General features: G+C 71.8%; 23 protein-coding genes. 12 read left to right on the forward strand and 11 right to left on the reverse strand.

Translation table 11 applies throughout. The features are described 5' to 3' along the window. Window positions 1-4: 4 nt before the first annotated feature. The 3 genes from JHW41_RS00255 to JHW41_RS00265 all read right to left on the reverse strand — a co-directional run bounded on the left by JHW41_RS00255 (window position 5) and on the right by JHW41_RS00265 (window position 3488). Window positions 5-1468, reverse strand: coding sequence for a sigma-54 dependent transcriptional regulator (locus JHW41_RS00255; RefSeq protein ID WP_250448571.1), 1464 nt, complete (start codon window positions 1466-1468; stop codon window positions 5-7). Window positions 1469-1767: 299 nt separating this feature from the next. Then, the gene (locus JHW41_RS00260; RefSeq protein ID WP_250448573.1) at window positions 1768-2820 is read right to left on the reverse strand and encodes a class 1 fructose-bisphosphatase; all 1053 of its coding nucleotides are present in this window, start codon (window positions 2818-2820) and stop codon (window positions 1768-1770) included. A 167-nt stretch (window positions 2821-2987) separates the two neighbouring features. Further along, window positions 2988-3488 carry a hypothetical protein gene (locus JHW41_RS00265; RefSeq protein WP_057949689.1) on the reverse strand — a complete coding sequence of 167 codons (501 nt, stop codon included), beginning with the start codon at window positions 3486-3488 and terminating at the stop codon, window positions 2988-2990. A gap of 143 nt (window positions 3489-3631) precedes the next feature. Here JHW41_RS00265 and JHW41_RS00270 point away from each other — a divergent pair, with 143 nt between their 5' ends. The 6 genes from JHW41_RS00270 (at window position 3632) to JHW41_RS00295 (ending at window position 7891) form a co-directional block, all read left to right on the forward strand. Further along, window positions 3632-4069 (forward strand): hypothetical protein, encoded by a 438-nt coding sequence (locus tag JHW41_RS00270; protein ID WP_250448575.1) that lies wholly within the window; start codon window positions 3632-3634, stop codon window positions 4067-4069. A 122-nt stretch (window positions 4070-4191) separates the two neighbouring features. Beyond that, on the forward strand, window positions 4192-5307 hold the full coding sequence (gene dinB / locus JHW41_RS00275; protein ID WP_250451301.1) for a DNA polymerase IV: 1116 nt from the start codon (window positions 4192-4194) through the stop codon (window positions 5305-5307). 153 nt (window positions 5308-5460) lie between these two features. Then, window positions 5461-5937, forward strand: coding sequence for a nuclear transport factor 2 family protein (locus tag JHW41_RS00280; protein WP_250448577.1), 477 nt, complete (start codon window positions 5461-5463; stop codon window positions 5935-5937). A 140-nt stretch (window positions 5938-6077) separates the two neighbouring features. Then, a complete protein-coding gene (locus JHW41_RS00285) occupies window positions 6078-6449 on the forward strand; it encodes a hypothetical protein (protein ID WP_078996071.1) in 372 nt (123 codons plus the stop codon). After that, window positions 6446-7216, forward strand: a complete 771-nt coding sequence (locus tag JHW41_RS00290; protein ID WP_250448579.1) for a transporter — start codon at window positions 6446-6448, stop codon at window positions 7214-7216. The genes JHW41_RS00285 and JHW41_RS00290 overlap by 4 nt, the downstream gene beginning before the upstream one ends. Window positions 7217-7297: 81 nt before the next feature. Continuing rightward, the gene (locus JHW41_RS00295; RefSeq protein WP_250448581.1) at window positions 7298-7891 is read left to right on the forward strand and encodes a hypothetical protein; all 594 of its coding nucleotides are present in this window, start codon (window positions 7298-7300) and stop codon (window positions 7889-7891) included. Between the two features lie 13 nt (window positions 7892-7904). On the opposite strand, the gene JHW41_RS00300 is transcribed toward JHW41_RS00295, so the two are convergent. Further along, the gene (locus JHW41_RS00300) at window positions 7905-8771 is read right to left on the reverse strand and encodes a hypothetical protein (protein WP_250448583.1); all 867 of its coding nucleotides are present in this window, start codon (window positions 8769-8771) and stop codon (window positions 7905-7907) included. Window positions 8772-8976: 205 nt separating this feature from the next. Here JHW41_RS00300 and JHW41_RS00305 point away from each other — a divergent pair, with 205 nt between their 5' ends. The 3 genes from JHW41_RS00305 (at window position 8977) to JHW41_RS00315 (ending at window position 12106) form a co-directional block, all read left to right on the forward strand. Then, the gene (locus JHW41_RS00305; protein WP_250448585.1) at window positions 8977-10635 is read left to right on the forward strand and encodes a M28 family peptidase; all 1659 of its coding nucleotides are present in this window, start codon (window positions 8977-8979) and stop codon (window positions 10633-10635) included. 146 nt (window positions 10636-10781) lie between these two features. Further along, window positions 10782-11495 (forward strand): aspartate/glutamate racemase family protein, encoded by a 714-nt coding sequence (locus tag JHW41_RS00310; RefSeq protein WP_250448587.1) that lies wholly within the window; start codon window positions 10782-10784, stop codon window positions 11493-11495. 68 nt (window positions 11496-11563) lie between these two features. Further along, window positions 11564-12106 carry a cytochrome c oxidase assembly factor Coa1 family protein gene (locus JHW41_RS00315; RefSeq protein WP_057949682.1) on the forward strand — a complete coding sequence of 181 codons (543 nt, stop codon included), beginning with the start codon at window positions 11564-11566 and terminating at the stop codon, window positions 12104-12106. 999 nt (window positions 12107-13105) lie between these two features. Here JHW41_RS00315 and sigJ read toward each other — a convergent pair. The 4 genes from sigJ to JHW41_RS00335 form a co-directional block, all read right to left on the reverse strand. Further along, window positions 13106-14008: an RNA polymerase sigma factor SigJ gene (sigJ, locus tag JHW41_RS00320; protein ID WP_078999761.1), complete on the reverse strand. Its 903-nt coding sequence runs from the start codon at window positions 14006-14008 to the stop codon at window positions 13106-13108. 73 nt (window positions 14009-14081) lie between these two features. Continuing rightward, window positions 14082-14525: a carboxymuconolactone decarboxylase family protein gene (locus JHW41_RS00325; protein ID WP_250448589.1), complete on the reverse strand. Its 444-nt coding sequence runs from the start codon at window positions 14523-14525 to the stop codon at window positions 14082-14084. Between the two features lie 229 nt (window positions 14526-14754). Then, the gene (locus JHW41_RS00330; protein WP_057949679.1) at window positions 14755-15393 is read right to left on the reverse strand and encodes a response regulator; all 639 of its coding nucleotides are present in this window, start codon (window positions 15391-15393) and stop codon (window positions 14755-14757) included. Further along, a complete protein-coding gene (locus JHW41_RS00335; protein WP_250448592.1) occupies window positions 15390-16673 on the reverse strand; it encodes a sensor histidine kinase in 1284 nt (427 codons plus the stop codon). The genes JHW41_RS00330 and JHW41_RS00335 overlap by 4 nt, the downstream gene beginning before the upstream one ends. A 32-nt stretch (window positions 16674-16705) precedes the next feature. Here JHW41_RS00335 and JHW41_RS00340 point away from each other — a divergent pair, with 32 nt between their 5' ends. Next, a complete protein-coding gene (locus JHW41_RS00340; protein WP_250448593.1) occupies window positions 16706-17419 on the forward strand; it encodes a hypothetical protein in 714 nt (237 codons plus the stop codon). Window positions 17420-17502: 83 nt separating this feature from the next. After that, window positions 17503-18861 carry an alpha/beta hydrolase family protein gene (locus JHW41_RS00345; protein WP_250448595.1) on the forward strand — a complete coding sequence of 453 codons (1359 nt, stop codon included), beginning with the start codon at window positions 17503-17505 and terminating at the stop codon, window positions 18859-18861. A gap of 116 nt (window positions 18862-18977) precedes the next feature. Here JHW41_RS00345 and JHW41_RS26105 read toward each other — a convergent pair whose 3' ends face one another. Beyond that, window positions 18978-19091 carry a DUF6053 domain-containing protein gene (locus JHW41_RS26105; RefSeq protein ID WP_428995604.1) on the reverse strand — a complete coding sequence of 38 codons (114 nt, stop codon included), beginning with the start codon at window positions 19089-19091 and terminating at the stop codon, window positions 18978-18980. Between the two features lie 140 nt (window positions 19092-19231). Beyond that, the gene (locus tag JHW41_RS26110) at window positions 19232-19345 is read right to left on the reverse strand and encodes a DUF6053 domain-containing protein (protein WP_428995437.1); all 114 of its coding nucleotides are present in this window, start codon (window positions 19343-19345) and stop codon (window positions 19232-19234) included. A 283-nt stretch (window positions 19346-19628) separates the two neighbouring features. Here JHW41_RS26110 and JHW41_RS00350 point away from each other — a divergent pair, with 283 nt between their 5' ends. Continuing rightward, complete coding sequence (locus JHW41_RS00350) at window positions 19629-21011, forward strand: FAD/NAD(P)-binding protein (RefSeq protein WP_250448597.1); 1383 nt, start codon at window positions 19629-19631, stop codon at window positions 21009-21011. Between the two features lie 203 nt (window positions 21012-21214). Here JHW41_RS00350 and JHW41_RS00355 read toward each other — a convergent pair whose 3' ends face one another. After that, entirely contained in the window at window positions 21215-23185 is a 1971-nt protein-coding gene (locus JHW41_RS00355) for a carboxypeptidase-like regulatory domain-containing protein (protein ID WP_250448599.1), read from the reverse strand. Window positions 23186-23187: the final 2 nt, after the last annotated feature.

Consider the following 23187-nt stretch of genomic DNA (forward strand, 5'->3'; position numbering starts at 1 on the left):
CAGCTTAGCCGGCGGCCGTCTCTTCGCCTGCGACTTCCTCGGCCCCGCGCATGCCCAACCGCTGCATCAGCCGGTACAGCGTCACCCGCGACACATCCAATTCGCGCGCCGATTCGCCCAGCCGTCCGCGGTTGCGCTGCAGCGCGCGTTCGATCGCTTCGCGCGTGGCGGTGTCGCGCGCCTGTTCCAGGGTCACCGGCGCGCCGCCGCAGGCGTCGCCGATGTGCAGGTCGGTGGCGGTGAGGTAGCGGCCTTCGGCCATGACCACGGCCTGGCGCACCCGGTTGATCAGTTCGCGCACGTTGCCGGGCCAGGGATGGCGGTGCATGGCCTGGCGCGCGCACGGCGAGAAGCCCTTGATCCCGCGCGAGGTCTCCTGGGCGTAGCGCTGCAGCGCGTGGTCGGCGAGCAGGTCGATGTCGCCGCCGCGCTCGCGCAGCGGCGGCTGTTGCAGGCGCAGCACGCACAGGCGGTGGTAGAGGTCGGCGCGGAAACCGCCGTCGACGACGGCGCGGTCGAGATCGTGGTGGGTGGCCGAGACGATGCGCACGTCGACCGGCACCGGTTCGTGGCCGCCGAGGCGCTCGATCGTGCCCTGTTGCAGGAAGCGCAGCAGCGAGGCCTGGCTGTCCAGCGGCAGGTCGCCGATCTCGTCGAGGAACAAAGTGCCGCCGTGGGCCATCTCGATCCGGCCGAGCTTGCGTTGCTGCGCGCCGGTGAAGGCGCCGCGCTCGTAGCCGAACAGTTCCGACTGCACCAGGTGTTGCGGGATCGCGCCGCAGTTGATCGCCACGAACGGCTGGCGCGCGCGCGGCGAGTGCCGGTGCACGGCCATCGCCGCGAGTTCCTTGCCGGTGCCGGTCTCGCCGGCGATGAACACCGGCGCGTCGGTGCCGGCGACCTTGTGCAGGCTGCGGCACAGCGCGCGGATCGGTTCGCTCTGGCCGATCATGCCGTCCACGCCGATGCCGTCCGCGCCGTGGCCGCCGGCGCCGCAGGCCAGCGCGGCCATGCCGTAGGCGTGGCCGATGACGGTGTGCAGCACCGCCTCGGGACACGGCAGGGTGACGTAGTCGTAGCAGTAGTCGCGGATCAGCCGGCGGGTGGCTTCGTGTTCGAGCTGGGCGGCGGCGATGCCGGCGATCCAGCCGGCGTTGTGCGCGGCCAGGGCCGGGCCGAGTTCGTCGAGATCGCGCGCCTGGAAGCCTTCGCGCAAATCGATCAGCACCGCGTGCGGCAGGCGCGGGCTCGATTGCAGCTGGCGCAGCGCGGCACGGGCGTCGTTGGCGCGGCGCAGGTTCCAGCCCAGGCTCTGCAGCGGCGCCAGGGCGTGCATGCGGCCGGCGCCGCCGGGGCTGAGGTAGAGCAGCTCGCGCGCGGGCTCGCCGCGTCTCGCGGGAGATTTGGCGACGTTTAGCGCAGGCGCGGCGTAGCGCTGCGCCCGCTCGCTGTGGATACCGTTGGCCATGATGATCTGTCCCCGCGGGCGCAAAAAAAACGCGCAAACATTCCCTGTTGTTTACTCCAACGCAGTGGCTCGCGAAAGCCGGCCACCGACGGCCGGTCGTCTCGTCCTAGTGCGTTTTCGGCGGAGTGTTCGCAGCGCGGCGGCTGCGATAGCTACAGGTAGTGGCGCGGGTGCGCGGCGGGCGCATTGGATCGTGGCAGGCGCGGCGGCCGGGATCGCGAAATTCGCAGCGCATCGGTCGCGCGAAGGGCGACGCAACCGCGGCGGCGGACGCCGGCCGCCGCGGTTTGCGCGAAACGTTACGGTTGCTCGGCGTCGAACTCGTGGTGGTAGCGCACCGCGGTCTCGACTTCGCGCTTGCTGCCCAGGAACACCGGCACGCGCTGGTGCAGGCCGGTGGGCTGCACTTCCAACATGCGCTGGCGTCCGGTGCTGGCCGCGCCGCCGGCCTGTTCGACCAGCATCGCCATCGGGTTGGCTTCGTACATCAGCCGCAGCTTGCCGCCCTTGTCGGCGCACTTGGCGTCGAGCGGATAGCTGAAGATGCCGCCGCGGGTCAGGATGCGGTGCACGTCGGCGACCATCGAGGCCACCCAGCGCATGTTGAAGTCCTTGCCGCGCGGGCCCTGCTTGCCGCTGAGCAGGTCGCCGACGTAGCGCTGCATCGGCGGCTGCCAATGGCGCTGGTTGGACATGTTGACCGCGAATTCCTGGGTGTCCGCCGGAATCTGCATGTCGCGCGTGGTCAGCACGAAGCTGCCGACCTCGCGGTCGAGGGTGAAGGCGTGGGTGCCGTGGCCGATGGTGAGCACCAGCATGGTGCTGGGGCCGTAGGTGGTGTAGCCGGCGCAGACCTGCGCGGTGCCCGGCTGCAGGAAGTCCTTGTCTTCGGCCTGGGTCACGCCGTCGGGCGCGCGCAGCACCGAGAAGATCGTGCCGACCGAGATGTTGACGTCGATGTTGGACGAGCCGTCGAGGGGATCGAACAGCAGCAGGTAGTTGCCGCGCGGGTAGACGTCGGGAATCGGGTGCGAGGTGTCCATTTCCTCCGAGGCCAGGCCGGCGAGGTGGCCGCCCCAGGCGTTGGCTTCGAGCAGGATCTCGTTGCTGAGCACGTCGAGCTTCTTCTGCGCTTCGCCCTGGATGTTCATGCTGGCCGAGCCGGGGGTGCCGGCATCGCCGAGCACGCCGCCGAGGGCGCCCTTGCCCACCGCGATGGAGATCGACTTGCAGGCGCGCGCGACCACTTCGATCAGCAGGCGCAGGTCGGCGTTGATGCGGCCGGCGCGCTGTTCTTCGATCAGGTAGCGGGTCAGGGAGATGGCGGAGCTGGGAGTGGGTACGGCGGACATGGCTCTCGGGCGCTGGCGGCGAGGGGGCGCCATTGTCGCCGAAGTCGGTGACCGGGCGTGGTGCGCGCGCGTCGCTGTTCAGCTTGGGAGACAGCGGCCGGCGCCGGGCGACAGCGACGCGGGGCGTGCAGACCGCGTGTCTCCCGACGGCCGTCCGCGCGCGCGCTTCAAGCCCGCAGCGCGTCGACCTCGCGGCGCAGATGCCGCTCGGTGACTCCGAACGCGTGGGCGATCTCGCGCTGGTCGCAGCCGGCGCGCACCGCGGCGCGGATCGCGACCCGGCGCAAGGCCACGAACACGCCCCAGGCCGAGGGGATTTCGATGGTGCCGGCGGCGCTGGCGCGGTCGAGCAGGCGGCGGTGCACGGCCGCGTCCAACTCCGCGTCCAGACCCAGGCGCGAGGCGCAGGCGCCGCGGCCGCGCGGCAGGTAGACGCGGCGGCCGCCGTGGCGATGGACCAGGCGCAGCATCGCGGCGAAACCGCAGGATTCGGCGATTTCCGCCGCCGCCCACGGCAACGCGGCCAGCGTCTGCACCCGGTGGCGTTGGCAGAACTCGCACAGCGCATGGAAGTTTTCCCCGTCCGGCGTCGGCAGTCCGGCGAAACAAGGCGGGGCGGCCGCGGCGGCGGCGGCGGCGGGCGGAAGCGGCGTGGCATGCAGGTCCATGTCTGCGATGAACGCCGCTGCGCCGGCCACGTGAATGCGCGCGCCCGCGGCCGCCGCCTGCGGACCCGGCCCGCATGGCGCGGCGCCGCGCCGGCGTCCAGCGTCGGTGCGCGGCGATCCCGCCGCGGTTACCGGAGCGTGTCATGGCTTACCAGATCGAACCCTGCACCACCCCGCTGGCGATTCCCGAACGCCGCTGGAGCGCGAACGCCAACGTGGCGCCGGTCGGCGAGGAGACCCAGCCCACCGTGCAGTTCACCGCCTTCAGTTCCTGCATCGGCATCTGCGCGCGCAACAACGACGGCACCGAGGTGATCGGCATCCACCTGTCGGTGACCGACCAGGACGGCACGCAGTTCGCGAGCGCCGATGTCGCCACCGTGACCACGATCCTGCAGGACTGGAACTACGACATCGACACGGTGATCGTGCTCGGCCAGACCTCGGCCTGGGAGGCCTCGGTGCCGCAGGCCTACCAGGACCTGCTCGCCGCGCTCGACGATCCGACTGTGTACTCCTTCGGCAACGGCCAGTACGGCGCCGGGCTCAACGACGGCGATGTGCTGGAACCGACCTACTGAGCCGCGCGCGGCGGCGGACGCGGGCGGACCGGCTACCATGCGCACATCCGCACGCCACGCCATTTCGCCCGCGCCCGTCTCCGCCCGTGTCCGTCCCTCCGCGCAAGGTCCTGCACATCGACATGGACGCGTTCTACGCGTCGGTCGAGCAGCGCGACGAGCCCTCGCTGCGCGGCCGTCCGGTGGTGGTGGCCTGGCGCGGCGCGCGCTCGGTGGTGTGCGCGGCCAGCTACGAGGCGCGGGTGTTCGGGGTGCGCTCGGCGATGCCGGCGGTGCGCGCCGAGCGGCTGTGTCCGCAGGCGGTGTTCGTGCCGCCGGACTTCGTGCGCTACAAGGCGGTCTCGCGCCAGGTGCGCGAAATCTTCGCCCGCCACACCGACCTGATCGAACCTTTGTCGCTGGACGAGGCCTACCTCGACGTCACCGCGACCAAGACCGGCCTGCCCTCGGCCACCGCCACCGCGCAAGCGATCCGCGCCGCGATCCGCGAGGAAACCGAACTGACCGCTTCGGCGGGCGTCGCGCCGAACAAGTTCCTGGCCAAGATCGCCTCGGACTGGAACAAGCCCGACGGCCTGTTCGTGGTCAAGCCGCACCAGGTCGAGGCGTTCCTGGCGCCGCTGCCGGTCGGACGCCTGCCCGGCGTGGGCAAGGTGATGGAGCGCAAGCTCGCGGACGTGGGCGTGGCCACCGTCGCCGACCTGCGCGCGCTCGGCGGCGAGGCGCTGGAACAGCGCTTCGGCCGCTGGGGCCGGCGTTTGCACGAACTGGCTTACGGCCTGGACGATCACCCGGTCGAGCCCGAGCGGCCGACCCTGCAGATTTCCTCGGAAGACACCTTCGAGCGCGACGTGCCGCTGGAGCGCACCGGCGATGAGATCCGCGCGCTGGCCGGCAAGACCTGGGCCGGCTACCGGCGCGAACTGCAGCGCCGGCCCGGACGCATCGCCCGGACCGTGGTGCTCAAGCTCAAGACCTCCGACTTCCGCATCCTGACCCGCAGCCTGACCCCGCCGCAGCCGCCGGCGAGCGAGCGCGAGCTGGCCGACATCGCCAGCGCATTGCGGCTGCGGGTCGAGTTGCCGGCGGACACGCTGTACCGGTTGGTGGGCGTGGGATTGTCGGGATTCGCCGAGGAAGGCGAGGCGCTGGCGCAGTCGGATCTGTTCGCGGCGGGGTTCGAGCTGGACGCGGGGATGGATTCGTTCGCCGCCGGCGAGGCGGGTCTGGAGGATTGAGCGGGCGCGAACGCCGCTTCCCGACCATCCGCCGGGGATAACCAACGGCATATGCATCCGCCCGCCGTTGCGGACATGCTCGCCGGCGTCGCGTCAGCGTGGCGCCGCGACGCGCCGGATCGGCCGGGTCGCGCCGCGAACAGGCACTCGTCCATGACCGCATACGCTCCGTTGCGCCACCTCGCCGCCGTCGCCGTCCTGGCCGCCGCGTTCGCCGCGCCCGCCGATGCCGCGTCCGCCGGCATCGATCCGGCCACCCGCGCGGCCATCGAGGCCACCTGTTTCGATTACCTCGACGGCCAGCTCGAAGGCGATCCCGCGCGCGTGGCGCGCTCGCTGCATCCCGACCTGGCCAAGCGCCGCGTGCTCGGCGCAACCGCCGACGAGACGCTCGGCCTGCGCCGGATGAGCAAGGACGAACTGGTCGAACTGACCCGCCAGGGCGCGCTGAAAACCCCGAAGGCGCAGTGGAACCGCAGCTGCGCCGCGCTCGACGTCGCCGGCAACGTCGCGGTCGCGCGCGCGGAAACGCCGTGGTTCGTGGACTTCTTCCATCTCGGCAAGTTCGGCGAGCGCTGGGTCATCGTCAACGCGCTGTGGTACGCCAAGCCCAAGCCGGTCGAACCCTGAGCGCGGCGCGCTCGGCGGTTCGCGCGCGGCGCCATGCCGGCCGCCGCCGTCCCGCGCTACAGTGGCGCCGCGTCCACGCAGCGCGGCCGCGGCCTCCGCCGTCGCGTCGTCGTGGTCTCCCCTTGCGACCGGAGCCCGCCATGCAACGTCTTTGCCTTGTTCTCGCCGCGCTGGCGATCGCCTCGCTGCCGACCCTCGCGCAGGCCAAGAGCGCCTGCCATATCCAGGGCCAAGTCGGCGGCATGGTCATCAACGAGTGCACCGAGACCGACCAGAACGTCGCCGCCGATCAGCTCAAGCAGCAGTGCAACGGCGAGGTGCCGGGCCTGGCGGAAGTCGGCGGCCAGGCCGATGCGCGCGTGGTCGCGGCCTGCCCCACCGGCGCCGGCGGCGTGTGCGAGAACCCCAGGGGCACGCAGGCGCGGATTTATTACTACAAGCGCTCGGCGCAGGAACTGGCGACGGTGCAACAGGCCTGCCAGATGCAGGGCGGCCAGTGGATCAAGCCTTGAGTCCGCGGCGCGCGGCGCTGGCGTGGCTGGCGACGGCGCTGGTCGCGCCCGCGCTGGCGCAGGCGCAAACCGACACGCCCGCGTTCGACCGGCCCGGCATCGCGTTCTCCACCGGCACCCTGCCGCGCGGCGGTTTCGCCTGGGAACAGGGCCTGCCGGACTTCGAGCGCGACCGCAGCGGCGGCGTGCGCAGCACCGGCTACAGCGCCGCCACCACCTTGCGCCTGGGCCTGACCGACCGGCTGGAACTGCAGCTGTCGGGTTCGCCGTACAACTACGCGCGCCAGCGCGGCGGCGGCCAGCGCGACAGCGCGCGCGGCGCCGGCGACACCGCGCTGGCGCTGAAGCTGGCGCTGCCGTCGCGCCACGAAAAATTCAGCTGGGGCTTAATCGGCAGCGCCGCGGTCGCGACCGGCGACCGCGACTTCAGCGACGGTCGCGACCAGTACGCGCTCGGCGCCACGGTCGCCTACGACTTCGACGACGCCACCTCCGGTTCGCTGTACCTCAATGTCGAACGCAGCGGCGGCGCCGACGCGTGGACGTTCTCGCCGAGCCTGAGCCGCGCGTTCGGCGCGCGTTGGGGCGGCTATGTCGAGGCCGGCTGGACCCGCACCGAACGCGCGCCCGACACCGGCGTGGCCGGCGCCGGAGTGACGTTCATGGCCACGCCGACGATCCAGCTCGACGCCTCGCTCGACGCCGGGCTCAACGACGCCGCGCCGGACTGGCAGGGCGGCATCGGCGTGTCGATCTTCTTCGACTGATTCCGCCGCGACCGGCGCGCGCGCGGCGTGCGCGCTGCGCCGCCGCGCTATCCTGGCGCCTGTCCCCTTGAGCGCCGCCGCATGCAAGACAACGTCTACGCCCCGCCCGCCAGCGACGTGGTCGTGCCCGCGCCGAGCGGGCAAGGCAACGAGTTCTACGTGGTCGCGCCGCTCAAGTTCTGCCTGCTGTTCTTCTTCACCCTGGGCCTCTACCAGCTGTATTGGTTCTACATGCAGTGGGCGCGCTACCGCCGCCGCCATCCCGGCGAAACCCTGTGGCCGGTGGCGCGGGCGATCTTCTCGATCTTCTTCGCCCACGCCCTGGCCGGCCGCATCGACGCGGCCGTGCGCGCGCGCGGCGAGCGCCACGACTGGGCGCCCGGCGCGGTGGCGACGATCTACGTCGTCTCGCAGATCGCCAGCAGCGCGCTCGACCGGCTGAGCTCGCGCGAGATCGGCTCGCCGTTCACCGACGTCGCCAGCCTGGTGCTGCTGGCGCCGGTCGGCCTGAGCCTGCTGCGCCTGCAGCGCGCGGCCAATCTCGCCTGCGGCGACCCGGACGGCGACGGCAACCGCCGCCTGAGCGCGCTCAACTACGTCTGGCTGGTCCTGGGCGCGTTGCTGTGGCTGAGCCTGCTGGCCGGTCTGTTCGCGCTCTACGTGCTGCGGGTCTGAGCCGCGCCGGCGCTCAGGCCGCCACCGAGGCGTCGGCGCCGAGCCCGGCGGCGATGGCGCGGGCATAGTCGCGCGGCTGCGGGCCGGCGCCTTCGAACGTCCACAGGAAGCCGCCGCCGATGCCGTCGCCGGCCCAGCCGGCGAATTGCGCGCGCACCTGCGCCGGGCCGCCGCCGGTGTCGACGCCGGGGATCACGAAGCTCGCCGGGAAGCCGTTGCCCAGGCGCGCGCGCAAGGCGCGGATCCAGTCGGCCGGATCGTTGCCGCCGCCGCCGGCGTAGCACTGCAGATTGAAGCCGACGACCAGGCCCGGGTCGCTGGATTCGAGTTCGGCCAGGCAGTCGATCCAGCCGGCCTGATCGTTGTAGGGGCAGAAGGTGACCTGGAAACCGATCGCGCCGAGCATGCGGCAGAACGCGACCATGCTGGCCTGGTCGAGGCCTTCCTCATTGTCCAGGTCGATCGCGTCGATGGCCGGGAACAGTTGCCTGAGCGCCAGGAAATTCCGGTACAGCGGGCTCTGCGGCCCGGTGCCGAATTCGGCGATCAGGCGCTCGATGTTGGCGAAATCGCCCACGCCCCAGCCGCCGATCGAGAACAGCACGCGCTCGACCGCGTCGGGCCCCTGCTTGAGCTGCCCGATCAGTCCGGCCCAGCCGGCGGGGCCGACGTAGCTGCCGTTGGCGACGATCTCGGTGTTGTTGTAGTAGACATCGCCGTAGTACGTGTCGGGCTTGCTGTCGCGGTAATGCACGTGGCCCAGCGCCAGCACGACGGTGTTGAAGCCCGAGCGCTTCACCCGCTCGACATAGGCCGGGCCGTCGGCGCCGAAGAATCCTTGGCAGTAGGCGGCGACGATGGGCGAGGGCAGCAGGTTCATGGCGCGGCTCCGAAGCGGGAAGGTGCTTGTACCAACGCGGCGCGGCCGCCGGAACTGCCACGGTTGCGGCGCGCATGCGCGGTTGTGCGACCGGCTTGGCGCTCCGCCACGTCGGTGAACGCGCCGCGGCCGGCGTGGCGGCGCGCCGCGGCGGGTGCTAGCGTCGCCGGCAGTGCGCGCCCGTCGCGCCGTCGCCGGAGGCCCGATGCGCCGTCTCGTTGCGTTGTGCGGTTGCGCCCTGCTCGCCCTGGCCGGATGCCAGCGCGCCGCCGCGCCGGCGGCTCCGGCGGCCGCGTCCGCCGACGAAGGCCAGCACGCGCAGGCGCGCCGGATCGAAGCCGATGTGCGCTTCCTCGCCGACGACCTGCTGGAAGGCCGCGAAACCGGCACCCGCGGCTACGATCTGGCCGCGCTGTACGTGGCCCAGCGCCTGCGCGCGATGGGGGTGGAGCCCGGCGGCGAGGACGGCAGCTATTTCCAGGCGGTGCCGCTGCTGCGCGCGCAGCGCATCGACGGCGGCGGCGCGTTCCGGATCGAGCGCGCGCTCGGCACGGTCGAACTGCGTTTTCGCGAGGACTACCTGCCGCTGCCGGACTTCGCCAGCGGCCAGGCCGAAGTGACCGCGCCGGCTGCGTTCGTCGGCCAGGCGGTCTACGCGCCCGAACTGGAGCAGGACGACTTCGCCGGCATCGACCTGCGCGGCAAGATCGCGGTGTTCTTCAACGGCGCGCCGGCGCGCTTCGACCGCGACCGCCGCGCGTTCTACAGCTCTACCCGCGAGAAGCTCGCCGCGGTGGCGCGGCGCGGCGCGGTCGGCGCGGTGATGGTGTCCACCGACGAAGAGGAAAAGCGCTACCCGTGGCAGCGCAGCGCGCGCCAGTGGGACAAGCCCGGCATGCGCCTGCGCGGCGCCGACGGCGGCGCGCTCGACACCTTCCCGCAGCTGCGCGTGGTCGCCCAGGTCGCCGCCGCGCGCGCCGGTGCCGTGCTCGATGCCGGCGACCGCAGCGCCGCCGAGCTGTTCCGCCAGGCCCGCGGCGGCCGGCTGCGCGGCTACGACCTGCCCGGCACGCTGAGCCTGGCGGTGCGCAACCGGCTCGAACCGGCTAGTTCGCGCAACGTGGTCGGGCGCCTGCGCGGACGCGAACCGGCGCTGGCCGACGAGCATGTCGTGTTCACCGCGCACCTGGACCACCTCGGCATCGGCGCGCCGGTAGGCGGCGATGCGATCTACAACGGCGCGCTCGACAACGCGCTGGGCGTGGCGGTGATGCTGGAGGCGGCGCGGCAGCTGCAGCGCGGCGCGGCGCCGCGCAAGCGTTCGCTGCTGTTCGTGGCGCTGACCGGCGAAGAGAAGGGCCTGCTCGGCGCGCACTGGTTCGCCGGCCATCCCACCCCGGCCGGCGCGGCCCTGGTGGCCAACGTCAACATGGACATGCCGGTGCTGCTGGCGCCGACCAGCGATGCGATCGCGATCGGCGTGGAGCATTCCACGCTGCAGGCGGTGCTGCAGCGCGCGGCCGCGCAGACCGGGGTGGCGCTGTCGGCCGACCCGATGCCGGAAGAAAGCATCTTCATCCGCAGCGACCAGTACGCCTTCATCCGCCGCGGCGTGCCGGCGGTGTACCTGATCGGCGGCCTGTCGGGCAGCGAGGCGGCCCGGGGCCAGCTCGGCGCGTTCCTGCGCGGCGACTATCACCAGCCCGGCGACGACGCCTCGCAGCCGATCCAGTACGCCGACGCGGCGCGGCTGGCGCGGCTCAACGCGCGCATCGGCGAAGCGATCGCCGGCGAGGATGCGCGGCCGGCGTGGAATCGCGGGAATTTCTTCGTCGAGACGTTCGGCGCGGCGGCTAAGCCTTGAAGGGTTTTGCGCGGCCGATAGAAAAGCCTCGGGCCTGAAGGCCCTCCCACAACAGCCTGCGCAGCCCGAGGGCCCGCTTTTGTGGGAGGGCCTTCAGGCCCGACGCTTTCCGCCCGACCCGCGACACCCCCGCCTATACTCGCCGCATGAGCGAACCCCACCTGCGCACCCTCGGCCTGCTCGGCGGCATGAGCTGGGAATCGACCCTGCCGTACTACCGGCTGATCAACCAGACCGTGCGCGAGCGCCTCGGCGGCCTGCATTCGGCGCACCTGCTGCTGTACAGCGTCGACTTCGCCCAGGTCGAGCGCCTGCAGCACGCCGGCGACTGGGACGCCGCCGGCGCCCTGCTCGGCCGCGCCGCCTGCGCGCTGCGCGACGGCGGCGCGCAGTTGCTGGTGATCTGCACCAACACCATGCACAAGGTCGCCGACGCGGTGGAGCAGGCTGCGCAATTGCCGCTGCTGCACATCGCCGATCCCACCGGCGAGGCGATCCGCGCCGCCGGCCTGAGCCGCGTCGGCCTGCTCGGCACGCGTTTCACCATGGAGCAGGACTTCTATCGCCGGCGCCTGGTCGAACGTCACGGGCTGGAGGTGCTGGTGCCCGAACCGGACGGGCGCGACTTCGTCCATCGGGTGATCTACGACGAGCTGTGCGTCGGGCAGATCCGCGACGCTTCGCGCGAGGGCTATCGCCGCATCGTCGACGGCCTGGCCGCGCGCGGCGCGCAGGCCGTGATCCTGGGCTGCACCGAGATCGGCTTGTTGCTCGGCGCGGACGACGTCGACCTGCCGTTGTTCGACACCACCGCGCTGCATGCGCGCGCCGCGGCGCTGGCGTCGATCGGCCAGGCCTGACCGGCGCCGGGTGGTGCCGGCCGCGGCGGCGGGCGACACTACGGCTTCCACTGCGAAAGGAGTGCGCAATGAACGATCGTCCCAATCCCGGCTGGTTCGGCCGCAACTGGAAATGGTTCGTGCCGACCGGCTGCCTCAGCGTGCTGCTGTTCGCCGCGCTGGCGCTGGCCGGCCTGATCGGGCTGGGCATCAAGGGCGTATCGGGGCTGATGAGCGGCAGCGAACCGGTGCGCCACGCGATGGACCTGGCCAAGGCCAACCCCGACGTACGCGCCGCGTTCGGCGAACCGCTGGAGACCGGCATGGGCTTCCAGGGCTCGCTGACCACCAACAACGACAGCGGCGAGGCCGACCTGTCGCTGCCGATCAAGGGCCCCAAGGGCAGCGGCCGGATCTACGTCAAAGGCACGCGCGAGGCCGACCGTTGGAGCTACCGCTTGATCGAAGTTGCCATCGACGGCAGCGAGCGGCGCATCGACCTGCTCGGCGCCGATGCCGCACCCGACGCCGCGCCGGAAGCGGCATCGCCGGAGCGCTCGGCGCCGGACGAGTCGACGCCCGAAGAAGAAAGCGACCCAGAGGCTCCCGCTGAGGAATCCGCGGCGGCTTGAAGCGCGGATCGGTTGCGAAGCGAGGCGATGAACTGGATTCCGCCGAGCGTCGGAACCAACCCTCGCCTCGGTTTTTGCCTTACGTTTGCCCCGGCTTTCGCTTTTGCCGTTGCGGGTGCTCCCCGATACGCCGATACGCCGATACGCCGATACGCCGATACGCCGATACGCCGAGTCGCAGCACCGCAGCCCCGGAGGGCGCGCGCATGGATGCGCGCGCGCGCCATGGGGCAGGATGCCCCTTATGGCGCGGCCCCGCGCCGCTGCGAGCCATAGTGGCTCTTGATCCGAAAAAACAAGGCCTTTTCTTTGGTTACTTTCTTTGTGGCTTAAGACAAAGAAAGTGACCCGGCCGCTTGCGGACGGAAGCTCTTGATCTTCGCTTGTCGTCACCCGAACGAACACGCAAACGCAGAGCCCACCGCGGCACGCCCCCTGTAGGAGCGGCGCAAGCCGCGACCGCGCCATCGCAAACACAGTGAAGGTTTCGTCGTAGTTGCGTTGCCGCGGTCGCGGCTCGCGCCGCTCCTACAGTCGGATACGCAACCCTACGCCCGTCATTCCGGCGAAAGCCGGAACCCATTTTGATTTTGCTGTTGCTTCCGCCGTTACCGATGTGTCGCGCGACGACAAGCCACCGTCAAAAGCTTTCGTCCGCAAGCGGCCGAGCTACTTTCTTTTGTCAGCGCGACAAAAGAAAGTAGCCAAAGAAAAACGCTTGTTTAAGGTCACAAGCCACTAAGTCCAGCACCCGGCGCGGGGCCGCGCCATAAGGGACATCCTGTCCCATGGCGCGCGCGCGCATCCATGCGCGCGCCCTTCGGGGCTGCGGAACCATGGCCTCGTTCGGGATCGCGTCCAAGCCAAGAGCGAGAGCAACGGCAACGGCAGCGGCTAGAGCTAAAGCAAAGATCGAAGCCAAAGCCAAAGCAAGCCAGACTCCCTCCGATCCTTCGCTGATCCTTCGCCGATTCATACCGCCCCGCTCGTCCACCACCCTCACCGAATCCGCACCGCCTCCAACCGCGCCAGCTTGTCGGGATTGCGCATGATGAAAATATCCCGCAACGCCCCGCCTTCCTCGTAACCGAAGCTGATCGCCGCCTCGATCCGTCCGGCCCGCTCCAGGATCACCCCGCGCGAGCCGTTGAGGTCGACGAAGGTCCAGCGATCTTCGCGGCATGCCGGGTGCAGCACCGAGGCGATGAAACCCAGCACCGCGTCGGCCCCGTGGATCGCTTGCGCCGCCGCGGTGGCCTTGCCGCCGCCGTCGGCGTGCAGGGCGATCTGTTGCGACAACAATGAGGCCAGCGGCGCGGTGCGGCCCTGCACGATCGCGGTCTCGAACGCGGCCAGCAACCGGTCCTGTTGCTCGGCGGGGGTGACGTGGCGGACCTTGGCCTGCTCGATGTTGCCGCGCGCGCGCTGCACCAGCTTGCGGCAGGCGGCTTCCTCGATCTCCAGGATCGACGCCACCTCGGCATAGGGCTGATCGAAGATCTCGTGCAGCAGGTAGGCCGCGCGCTCCTTCGGCGTCAGCCGCTCCAGCAACAGCAAGAACGCGGTCGACAACGACGAGGCCAGGGTCCAGTGCGCTTCCGGTCCGCCGTCGCCGCCGGCCTCGGCGAACTCGGCCTGGATCGGTTCGGGCAGCCACGAGCCGACGTAGTCCACGCGGGTGCGGTGGGCCGCGCGCAGCAGGTCGATGCAACGGCGGGTGCAGGCGGTGGTCAGCCACGCGGCGGGGTTGTCGATCGCCTCGCGCCCGGCTTCGCGCCACTTGAGGTAGGTGTCCTGGACCGCATCCTCGGCGTCGGCGCGCGAGCCGAGGATGCGGTAAGCCAGGCCGGTCAGCATCGGTGCGTGCTGGGCGAAGAGTCGGTCGTCGTGGGCGGCGGTCATGGCGCGTCGATGCGAAAGCGAAGGTGGGGCCGGCGCCAGGATAACGGCGTCGCTGCACTGCCGGGCGGAGGCGTCAGTGCTTGGATACCTGCAGGCGGTTCCACAGGTTGATCATCGCCGCGAGCGAGGCGATCGCGGCGAGTTGCCCTTCGTCGTAGTGCGCGCGCAACGCGGCGCGCAGCGCGCCGTAGTCGGTGTCGTCCTCGACCCGGGTCAGCGCCTCGGTCCAGGCCAGCGCGGCGCGCTCGGCCGGGCTGAAGTCGGCGACGTGGCGCCACACCACCAGCCGGTCCAGGCGGTCGTCGCTCTCGCCGTCCTGGCGCGCCTCGCGGGTGTGCATCTTGACGCAGAACGCGCAGCCGTTGATCTGCGAGGCGCGCAACTGGATCAGGTGGTAGATCGCGCGCGGCAGGCCGCTGGCGTCCGCGGCGGCCTGGACCGCGCCGTGGGCGGCGCCGAACTGGCTCAGGACCTGGGGGATTTCGCGTTCGAACTTGATCGCTTCGGGGGTGCTCATGGGGATCGTCCTGGTGGATGTAAGGGGCTTACATCGGGTTCGACGATCCAGCCGGGGGCGGCGTGACATGGGCGACGGATTTTCTTGTCGGGAGCGGTTTGCGTCGTAGGTGCGGCGTCGCGGTCGCGGCTCGCGCTGCTCCTACAGGGGCTTCGGCGGCTTCGTATCCGGCTGTAGGAGCGGCGCGAGCCGCGTCCGCGAACCCGCGCCGGCCGGCGCGACCCGCCGCTCAGATCACCCGCAACGTGATCGCCTTCAACACCGCCCGGGTGCGGTCGCGCGTATCGAGTTTTTCCAGGATCACCGACACGTAGTTCTTGACCGTGCCCTCGGCCAGGAACATCGCCCGCGCGATTTCCTTGTTGGAGTAGCCGCCGGCCATCAGCCGCAGCACCGCGACCTCGCGCTCGGTGAACAAGGCGCGCGGCGCGTCGTCGGCGTGGTAGCGGTAGCGCGCGCGCACCGGTTCGGTGCTGACCGGCTGCAGCAGGGTCGCGCCCGCGGCGACGCTGGCGATCGCCTCGCGCAGGTCTTCCGGCGCGGCGTCCTTGAGCAGGAACCCCTGCGCGCCGGCTTCGGTGGCGCGCAGCAGCAGTTCGCTGTCGTCGAAGGTGGTCAGCAGCAGCACCGGGGTGCGGTCGCCGCGTTCGCGCAGGGCCAGCAGCGCGTCGATGCCGTCCATGCCGGGCATGCGGATGTCGCTGAGCACCACGTCCACCGGCGTCTGCGCCAGTTGCTCGAGCAGGGCCCGGCCGTCGTCGGCCTCGAACGCGATCTGCAGGCCCAGGCGTTCGAGCAGCGCGCGCAGGCCGGCGCGGACCAGGGCCTGGTCGTCGGCCAGGGCGATGCGGATCGGCGCGGCGCTCATGCCGGCGTCGCCGCGGTCGGCGCACGGGGTCCGGGCAAGGGCCGTTGCAAGGGGAAGCGGGCGTGGATGCGCATGGCGCCTTCGGGACTGAGGGAAAAATCGAGTTCGCCGCCGGCCGCGGCCACGCGTTCGCGCATGCCCGACAGGCCGTTGCCTTCGCGCAGCGGCGCGCGCACCCGGCCGTCGTCGGCGATGCGCAGTTCCAGCGCGGCGCCATCGCGGTGCAGGGCGACCCGCAGGCGCGTGGCGTCGGCGTGGCGGGCGGCGTTGGTCAGCGCTTCCTGGACCACGCGCAGCAGGGTTTCGGCCAGGGCGGGATCGGTGAGGTTGAGTTCGTCGTCGAGATCGAGCTCCAGCGCCGGCCGCGGCAGCGGCGCGGCCAGCGCGCGCAGCGCGGTGGCCAGGTCGAGGCCGCGCGCATCGCGCAAGGCCTGGACCACGCTGCGGATGTCGCCGAGCAGTTCGCCGGCCAGTTGCTGCGCCACCTGCACTTCGCGGCGTTCGGCCAGGTCCGGCTCGGCGGCGAGCGCGCGCAGGTTCAGCATCATCGCGGTGAGCTTGTGCCCGGCGACGTCGTGCAGCTCGCGCGCCATGCGCAGGCGTTCGGCGTCGCGGGCGCTGTCGGCGAGCAGGGCGCGGGTGGCGAGCAGGTCGGCGTTGACCAGGGCCAGGCGGTCGCGCGCCTGTTCGGCGCCGCGCGCGTAGTGCGCGACCAGCACGGCGAAGCCCTGGAAGCCGATGAAGCACAGGGTGATGATCAGCGCGCCGCGGTTGCCGGCGGTGGACAGGATCAGGTACAGGGCGAGGTTGAGCGCCGCGGTCATCGCGACCACCCGCCGCAGCGGATAGCTCATCGCCAACTGCGCGACCAGGATCACCAGCAGCGCCGGCGCCGCGCCGCCGCGCGGGGCCAGGTAGCAGATCGCCAGCGCGGTGATCGCCTGCAGCGAAAACCAGAAGCCGCGGCGCGCGCGCGCGGTGCCGACCAGTTCGTCGCCGAGGAAGGCGAACAGGAACACGGCCATTACCGTCCACACCAGCGGGCCCTGGGTGGCGCGGTCGTACGGCAGCGACAGGCCGACCCCGAGCCAGCTCAGCACCGCCGGCAGGTTCAGGGGTTGCAACAGCGTGCGCAGCGGCGGGGGCATCGGCATGCGGCCATGCTGCGCGGCGCGCGCCGCGGTGGCAACGGGGCCGGCGCCGAAAGTGACTTCCGGCACGGCGCATCGATGACCGCCGGGCGCTGCGCGCACGGCGACGCGCGCCGAGCATGGCGCCATTCCGGCCCGGTGCGCCGGCAGGAGCGGCGAGGATGGAACTGGCGGACGCGTACGCGGTGGTGAAGTGGCTGCACATCGGCCTGGGCGCGATCGCGCTCGGCGGATTCTGGGGCGCCGGTTTGAGCCGCAAGGGCGGCGCGCTGCATCGCCGCGCCGGCCAGGCGTTCGCGCTGGCGATGGCCGGCATCATCGTCACCGGCGTGCCGATGGCCGGCTATGCGCTGCACCGCGGCCACCCGGTCACCGCCGCGTTCCTGGCGTACCTGCTGGTGATCACCGCCACCGGCGTGTGGAGCGGCTGGCGCGCGATCGCCGACAAGCGCGACGTGCGCGCCTACACCGGCCCGGTGTTCGTGGCGCTGGCGGCGCTGTCGTTCGCCAGCGGCGCGGCCATGCTCGCGCTCGGCCTGGCCAAGGGCCATCCGCTGCCGATCGGGTTCTCCGCGATCGGCCTGGGCATCGGCGCGAGCATGCTGCGCAAGCGCCGCAATCGCGACGCGCTGGCGGCGCGGCCGCGCTGGTGGATGATCGAGCACTACAACGCGATGATCGGCAACGGCGTGGCCGTGCACATCGCCTTCCTCGGCATCGGGCTGCCGCGGTTGCTGCCGATGCTCGGCGGCGCCACCCTGCAGCAGCTAGCCTGGTTCGGGCCGCTGGCCGTGGCGCTGGCGGCCAAGCTGTGGGCCGACCGGCGCTGGGGCGCACAGCACAACGCGGCGAAAAAGGAAAGTGCACAGCGTTGAGGGCGAAGACGGCCGCCGCGTTGCAACCGCGGCCAGGGTGGATGCATCACACCCGATGACTTCCTCATTCACGGCCACGCATCATGATCCCGTCCGCCCTGCGCTTCGCCACGCTGACCGCCGCGCTGTCCGCGGCCGCCGCCGTCCACGCCGCCGCGCCGGCGCCCGCCGCCGCGGGCCCGGATCTGGGCTGCCACGTCGGCGCCTATCGCCTCGACGACGGCCGCTCGCTGACGCTGGGCCGCATCGACGAACCCTCGGCGCTGCGCTGGCGCCTGCTCGACGGCCGCACCGGCAAGCTCGCCCGCAAGGACGGCGCGCTGGTCGCCACCGTCGGCTGGAGCGACCGCGCCGATACGGTGAAGGTCGAACTGGGCCGCTGCGGCGAAGGCGTGGTGTTCGACGGCCATCGCGGCGAGCCGGTCGAGCTCGATGTCGTCGACACCACTTTCGAAGGCGCCGGCGTGAAACTGCGCGGCAGGCTGGTGCTGCCGGCCGGCCAGGACAAGGTGCCGGTGGTGGTCATGGTGCACGGCTCGGAGAACTACTCCGGCGTGGATCTGTACTACCAGCAGTATCTGTTCCCGAGCGAAGGCGTGGGCGTGTTCGTCTACGACAAGCGCGGCACCGGCGGTTCCAGCGGCAAGTACACGCAGAACTTCCACGAGCTCTCCGACGACGCCGTCGCCGCGCTGCGCGAGGCGCTGCGCGTGGGCGGCGAGCGGGTCGGCCGGATCGGCTACCTCGGCGGCAGCCAGGGCGGCTGGATCGCGCCGCTGGCGGCGAGCAAGACGGCGCAGGCGCAGTTCGTCGAAGTCGGCTTCGGCCTGGCCGACGGCGTGCTGGCCGAGGACCGCGACCAGGTCGTGCTGGACCTGCGCGCGGCCGGTTTCGGCGACGCGGCGACCTTGCGCAAGGCGCGCGAACTCACCGACGCCACCGGCCTGATCGCGTCCAGCAGCGGCCAGCGCGGCTGGACCGAGCTGGCGACGGTGCGCAAGAAGTACGAAACGCAGCCGTGGTGGAAAGCGGTCAAGGGCGAGTACAGCGGCCTGGTCGCGACCCACACGCGCGACGAGGTCATGGCCGAATTCAAGAAATACGACTACGAAGTCAGCTGGGACTACGACCCGATGCCGGTGCTGCGCACGCTCAAGACTCCGCAGCTGTGGGTGCTCGGCGGCGACGACATCGAGGCGCCGTCCGGGGAAACGCAAAAGCGCCTGACCGCGCTCGGCCGCGCCGGCCGCCCGATCACTAGCGTGGTGTTCCCGCAGGCCGATCACGGCATCCTGGAATACGAATCGAAGAACGCGCAGGGCGAGCGCCAGCACACGCGCACCGCCGACGGTTATCTGCGCATGCTGCTGGACTGGATCAAGCGCGGCACGCTCGACGGTTGGCCGTACGGCACGGCCAAGCAGTTGGCCGGGCCGAAGTGACGGCCGTTGTGGGAGGGCCTTCGGGCCCGACGCTCTCCGGTCCGCGTGTGTCTGATGTCGATCGCCGCTGAAACAAAAGCGTCGGGACTGAAGTCCCTCCCACAGGAGCGATCCGCTCAAGCGCACGCGGCTGTTGTGGGAGGGCCTTCGGGCCCGATGCTTTCCGGTCCGCCCGCGTCGGATGTTGATCGCCGCTGAAACAAAAGCGTCGGGACTGAAGTCCCTCCCACAGGAGCGATCCGCTCAAGCGCATGCGGCTGTCGTGGGAGGGCCTTCAGGCCCGACGCTCTCCGGTCCGCGTGTGTCTGATGTCGATCGCCGCTGAAACAAAAGCGTCCGGACTGAAGTCCCTCCCACAAGAGCGATCCGCTCAAGCGCGTGCAGCTGTCGTGGGAGGGCCTTCAGGCCCGACGCTGTCCGATCCGCCCGCGTCGGATGTTGATCGCTTCTGAAACAAAAGTGTCGGAACTGAAGTCCCTCCCACAGGAGCGATCCGCTCAAGCGCACGTGGCTGTTGTGGGAGGGCCTTCAGGCCCGACGCTGTCCGATCCGCCCGCGTCGCAATTCCCGCTGCGGAGCGGAAATTGCCGAGTTCCCGGCGCGCATGCGACGCACATTGCAGTTTGACGACCGCGGTGATGGCGAATCGTCATGACGATCTTCCGCATCGTGCCCCGCGCTTTACGAACCGGTAACCGTCGCTTTACACCTGCGCGCACGCAATCCACTAGAACGTCTGCTCCTCACTTCAATGCAGGAGCAGCCCCATGCGCATCACCATCGTCGGCGCGGGTTTCAGCGGCAGCGCCTTGGCCAGCGAACTGGCCCGCAACGCCGGTCCCGGCGTGGAGCTGTGCCTGGTCGGGCAGCCGGAAAGCTACGGCCGCGGCATCGCCTACGGCGAGGCGCGGCCGGAGCATTTGCTCAACGTGCGCGCCAGCGACCTGGGCGCGACGCCCGAGGCGCCGGGCGGTTTCGCCGACTGGCTGAACCTCATCGACCGCGCGCGCGGCAGCTATCTGCCGCGGTTGCTGTTCGGCGAATACCTGCACGCGCAGCTGCAGGCCGCGGTGGCCGGCAGCACCGCCGCTTTCAGCCAGATCCGCCACGAGGCGATCGCGGTGGAGCGCGCCTCGGCGGGCTTTCGCGTGCACCTGGCCGACGGCAGCGACTTCCTGACCGATAAAGTCGTGCTCGCGGTCGGGGCGTTGCCGCCGCAACCGCTGGCCGGGGTCGGCCCGCGTTTGGCGGTGCATCCCAGCTACATCGGCTGGCCGTGGCAGGACGGCGCCATCGACGCGATCGCGCCCGACGCGCGCCTGCTGATCGTCGGTACCGGCCTGACCATGGCCGACGTGGTGACCACGCTGCGCAAGCGCGGCCATCGCGGCCCGATCGTGGCGTTGTCGCGCCACGGCCTGCTGCCGCGCGCGCACGAGGACGCGGCGCCGGCGCCGGTGGCGCTGCCGCCGGCGGTGCTGCACGCGCTCGACAGCCACGCGCCGCGCGAACTGCTGCGCGCGTTGCGCAACCTGGCGCCGGTGATCGACGACTGGCGCAGCCTGGTCGATGCGCTGCGTCCTTACCTGCAGGGTTTCTGGGCCGGGATGCCGGCCGCGCAGCGCGGCGGTTTCCTGCGCCACCTGCGCTCGTACTGGGAAGCGCTGCGCCACCGCATCGCGCCGCAACTGGCCGAGGAACTGCAGGCGCTGCGCGAATCCGGGCAGTTGCAGATCCGCGCCGGCCGCCTGCTGCGCGCGCGCCGCGGCGACGACGCGGTCGAGGCGCTGATCCGCGAGCGCGGCGGCCAGCAACTGCGCAGCGAACGCTTCGACGTGCTGATCCGCGCGACCGGCCTGGACACCGATGTGGAGCGCACCACCCACCCCTTGATCGCGCATCTGCGCGAATCGGGGCTGGTCGCGGCCGATCCGCTGGGCCTGGGGCTGCGCGCCTCGGCGCGGTTCGAAGTGCTCGACCATAAGGACGTGGCCGTGCGCGGCTTGTACGCGATCGGGCCGTTGTTGCGGGCGCAGCTGTGGGAGATCACCGCGGTGCCGGAACTGCGCGTCGCCGCGCGCGATCTCGCCGGGCGGCTGTTGTCGACCGCGGCGGTAGCGCGCAACCGGCCGGTGCTGGCGACGGCGTAGCTTCGGCGTCGCCTTGCAGGAGCGACGCGAGTCGCGACCGCCGACTCTCACGCTCGCGGCGGGGCTGTCGCCGCAGGCCGGTTTTCGCGGTCGCAGCTTGCGCAGCTCCTACAGAGGCTTCGGCCGGTTTCGTCGAGCGCTGCGCAGGTCGGTATCCCGGTGTAGGAGCGACGCGAGTCGCGATCGGTCGCGCTCGCGCCGCCTCAACGCGGCCGGGTCGCGCCGATGTCCACGCGCGCGGCGTCGCGCACCGACACCCGCACGGCGGTCGGGGCTTCGTCGAGCGTCCACGGCAGCGGCAGGTTGTCGGCGAGGACCTGGATCCGGTGTTCGCCCACGCTCACCCGGGCGAAGGCGAATGCGCCGCTGCTGTCGGTGCGCGCGGCCCAGCGGCCGTCGAGGAGGACGGTGACGTTGGCGGCCGGACGTTCGGACGCGGCGCGCACGCCGTCGCCGTTGTCGTCCAGGTACACCACGCCGGCGATGTCGCCGCTGGCGGCGTCCGGCGCGGCGCCGAGCACCGGCAGCGGGCGGCCGGCCTGCCAGTCGTAGCGCAGGGTCAGCAAGGCGGAGCGTTCGCGCGGCAGGCGCTGGAACGGCGAATCCAGGGCCAGCGGGTCGAGCAGGAACGGCGAGCGCTGCGAGCCGCGGCTTTGGAACAGCGCCGCGCTCAGCGACCAGCCGCGCGCGAGTTGGCCGGTCAGGCTCAGGTTGACGTCGCCGCCGCGCAGCGCGCTGGGGCCGTCGCCGTCGGTCCAGCGCGCGTTGCCGTCGAGGTTCCAGCGCTGGCCCAGGCGCAGGCCGCCGTACAGCGACAGGCTGGCGCTGCGGGTGGCCTGGCGCGCGCGCTGGCCGAGTTCGGCATAGGCCAGCGACAGCGACAGGTGCTGGCCTTCCGGCAGCGGCAGTGCCTGGTCGAGGCTGGCCTGCCAGCTGCGCTCGCCGCCGCCGGCGTCGGCGCGGTCGAGCTGCAGCCGGGTCTGGCCCCAGTCGCTGCGCCAGTCGGCGAAGGCCTGCAGCGAATACGCGTCGCCGCCGCGCTCGGCCTGGCGCAGGCTGGCGCTGGCGCCGTAGCCGAGCCGGGTGCTGGCCTGGTAGCGCGCGAACGCGGTGGCGTAGCGGCCGTCGAAGCCGCCGCCGCGGATCGAACGGATCTCGTCCAGGCTCGCGTTCCACAGCCAGCGCCCGTATTGGTAGCCCAGCCGGTAATAGCCGCCGCGCACGTCCTGGTTGATCGGCAGCGCGCCCCAGGCCAGGCCGGGGTCGAGCGAGAACACGCCGGCGTCGTGGCGGAAGCGCCCGCGCCGCGCGCTGGCGTCGATCCAGCCGCCGCTGGCGTTGCCGTCGCGGCCGTGGCTGTTGAGCAGGTTGAACTGGACCGAGTCGGCGCCCGAACTCCAGCGCGCGGCCCAGTGTCCGGCTCGGGTCGCGCCGGCGAGGTAGGCGGCGTCGCCGCGCGCGTCCGGCGCGATCCGGCCGTCGCTGCCCAGCAACGCCGCCGAGGCGGTCCAGCCCGGCGCCGGCCGCCATTGCGCGCCCAGCGCCGCGACGTCGCCGTCGGCCAGTTCGAAACCGACCGTGCGGGTGCCGGCGAACACGCCGGCGCGTCCGAACGCGACGTAGACGCTGCGGCCGTCGTCCGCGCGCGTCCATTGGCTGCTGGCGCCGGCCATCGCCACGGTCGGCAGGAAGAAGCGGTACTGGTTGCGCTGCAACTCCGGCGCCGGCGTGGCGATCACGCCCAGGCCGTTGTCGCCGCGCCAGCCGCCTTCCAGGTACACGCCGCGCTGCCACAGCGTGGCCGCGCCGCCCCAGTCGCGGCCGCCGTCGCGGTCGCTGCGCAGCGCGGCGGCGTCGAGCGAGAACGCGCCCCAGTCCGCGGTTTCCCAATAGCCGCCGAGGCTGAGGCCGCGTTCGTCGTAGGCCTCGCCGCCGCGTTCGTTGCGGGCGTAGTCCAGGCTCAGCCGCAGCGAGCGCGGCAGGCCGCTGTCGTCGAGCGCGTCCTCCGGGTCCGGCGGCAGCGGCGCCAGCGCCTGCGGGGCGATGATGCGGTCGCGGTAGTCGGCCGCGGCCGCGCCGTCCTGCGCCGCGGCCGGCGCGGCGCAGGCGCACAGGGCGAGCGCGAGCGCCACGGCGAGGCGGCGCGGTCGCGGCGGACGGGCGCGGGCGGTCATCG

Origin of the sequence: Lysobacter enzymogenes (genome assembly GCF_023617245.1) — a bacterium.
GTDB lineage: Bacteria > Pseudomonadota > Gammaproteobacteria > Xanthomonadales > Xanthomonadaceae > Lysobacter > Lysobacter yananisis.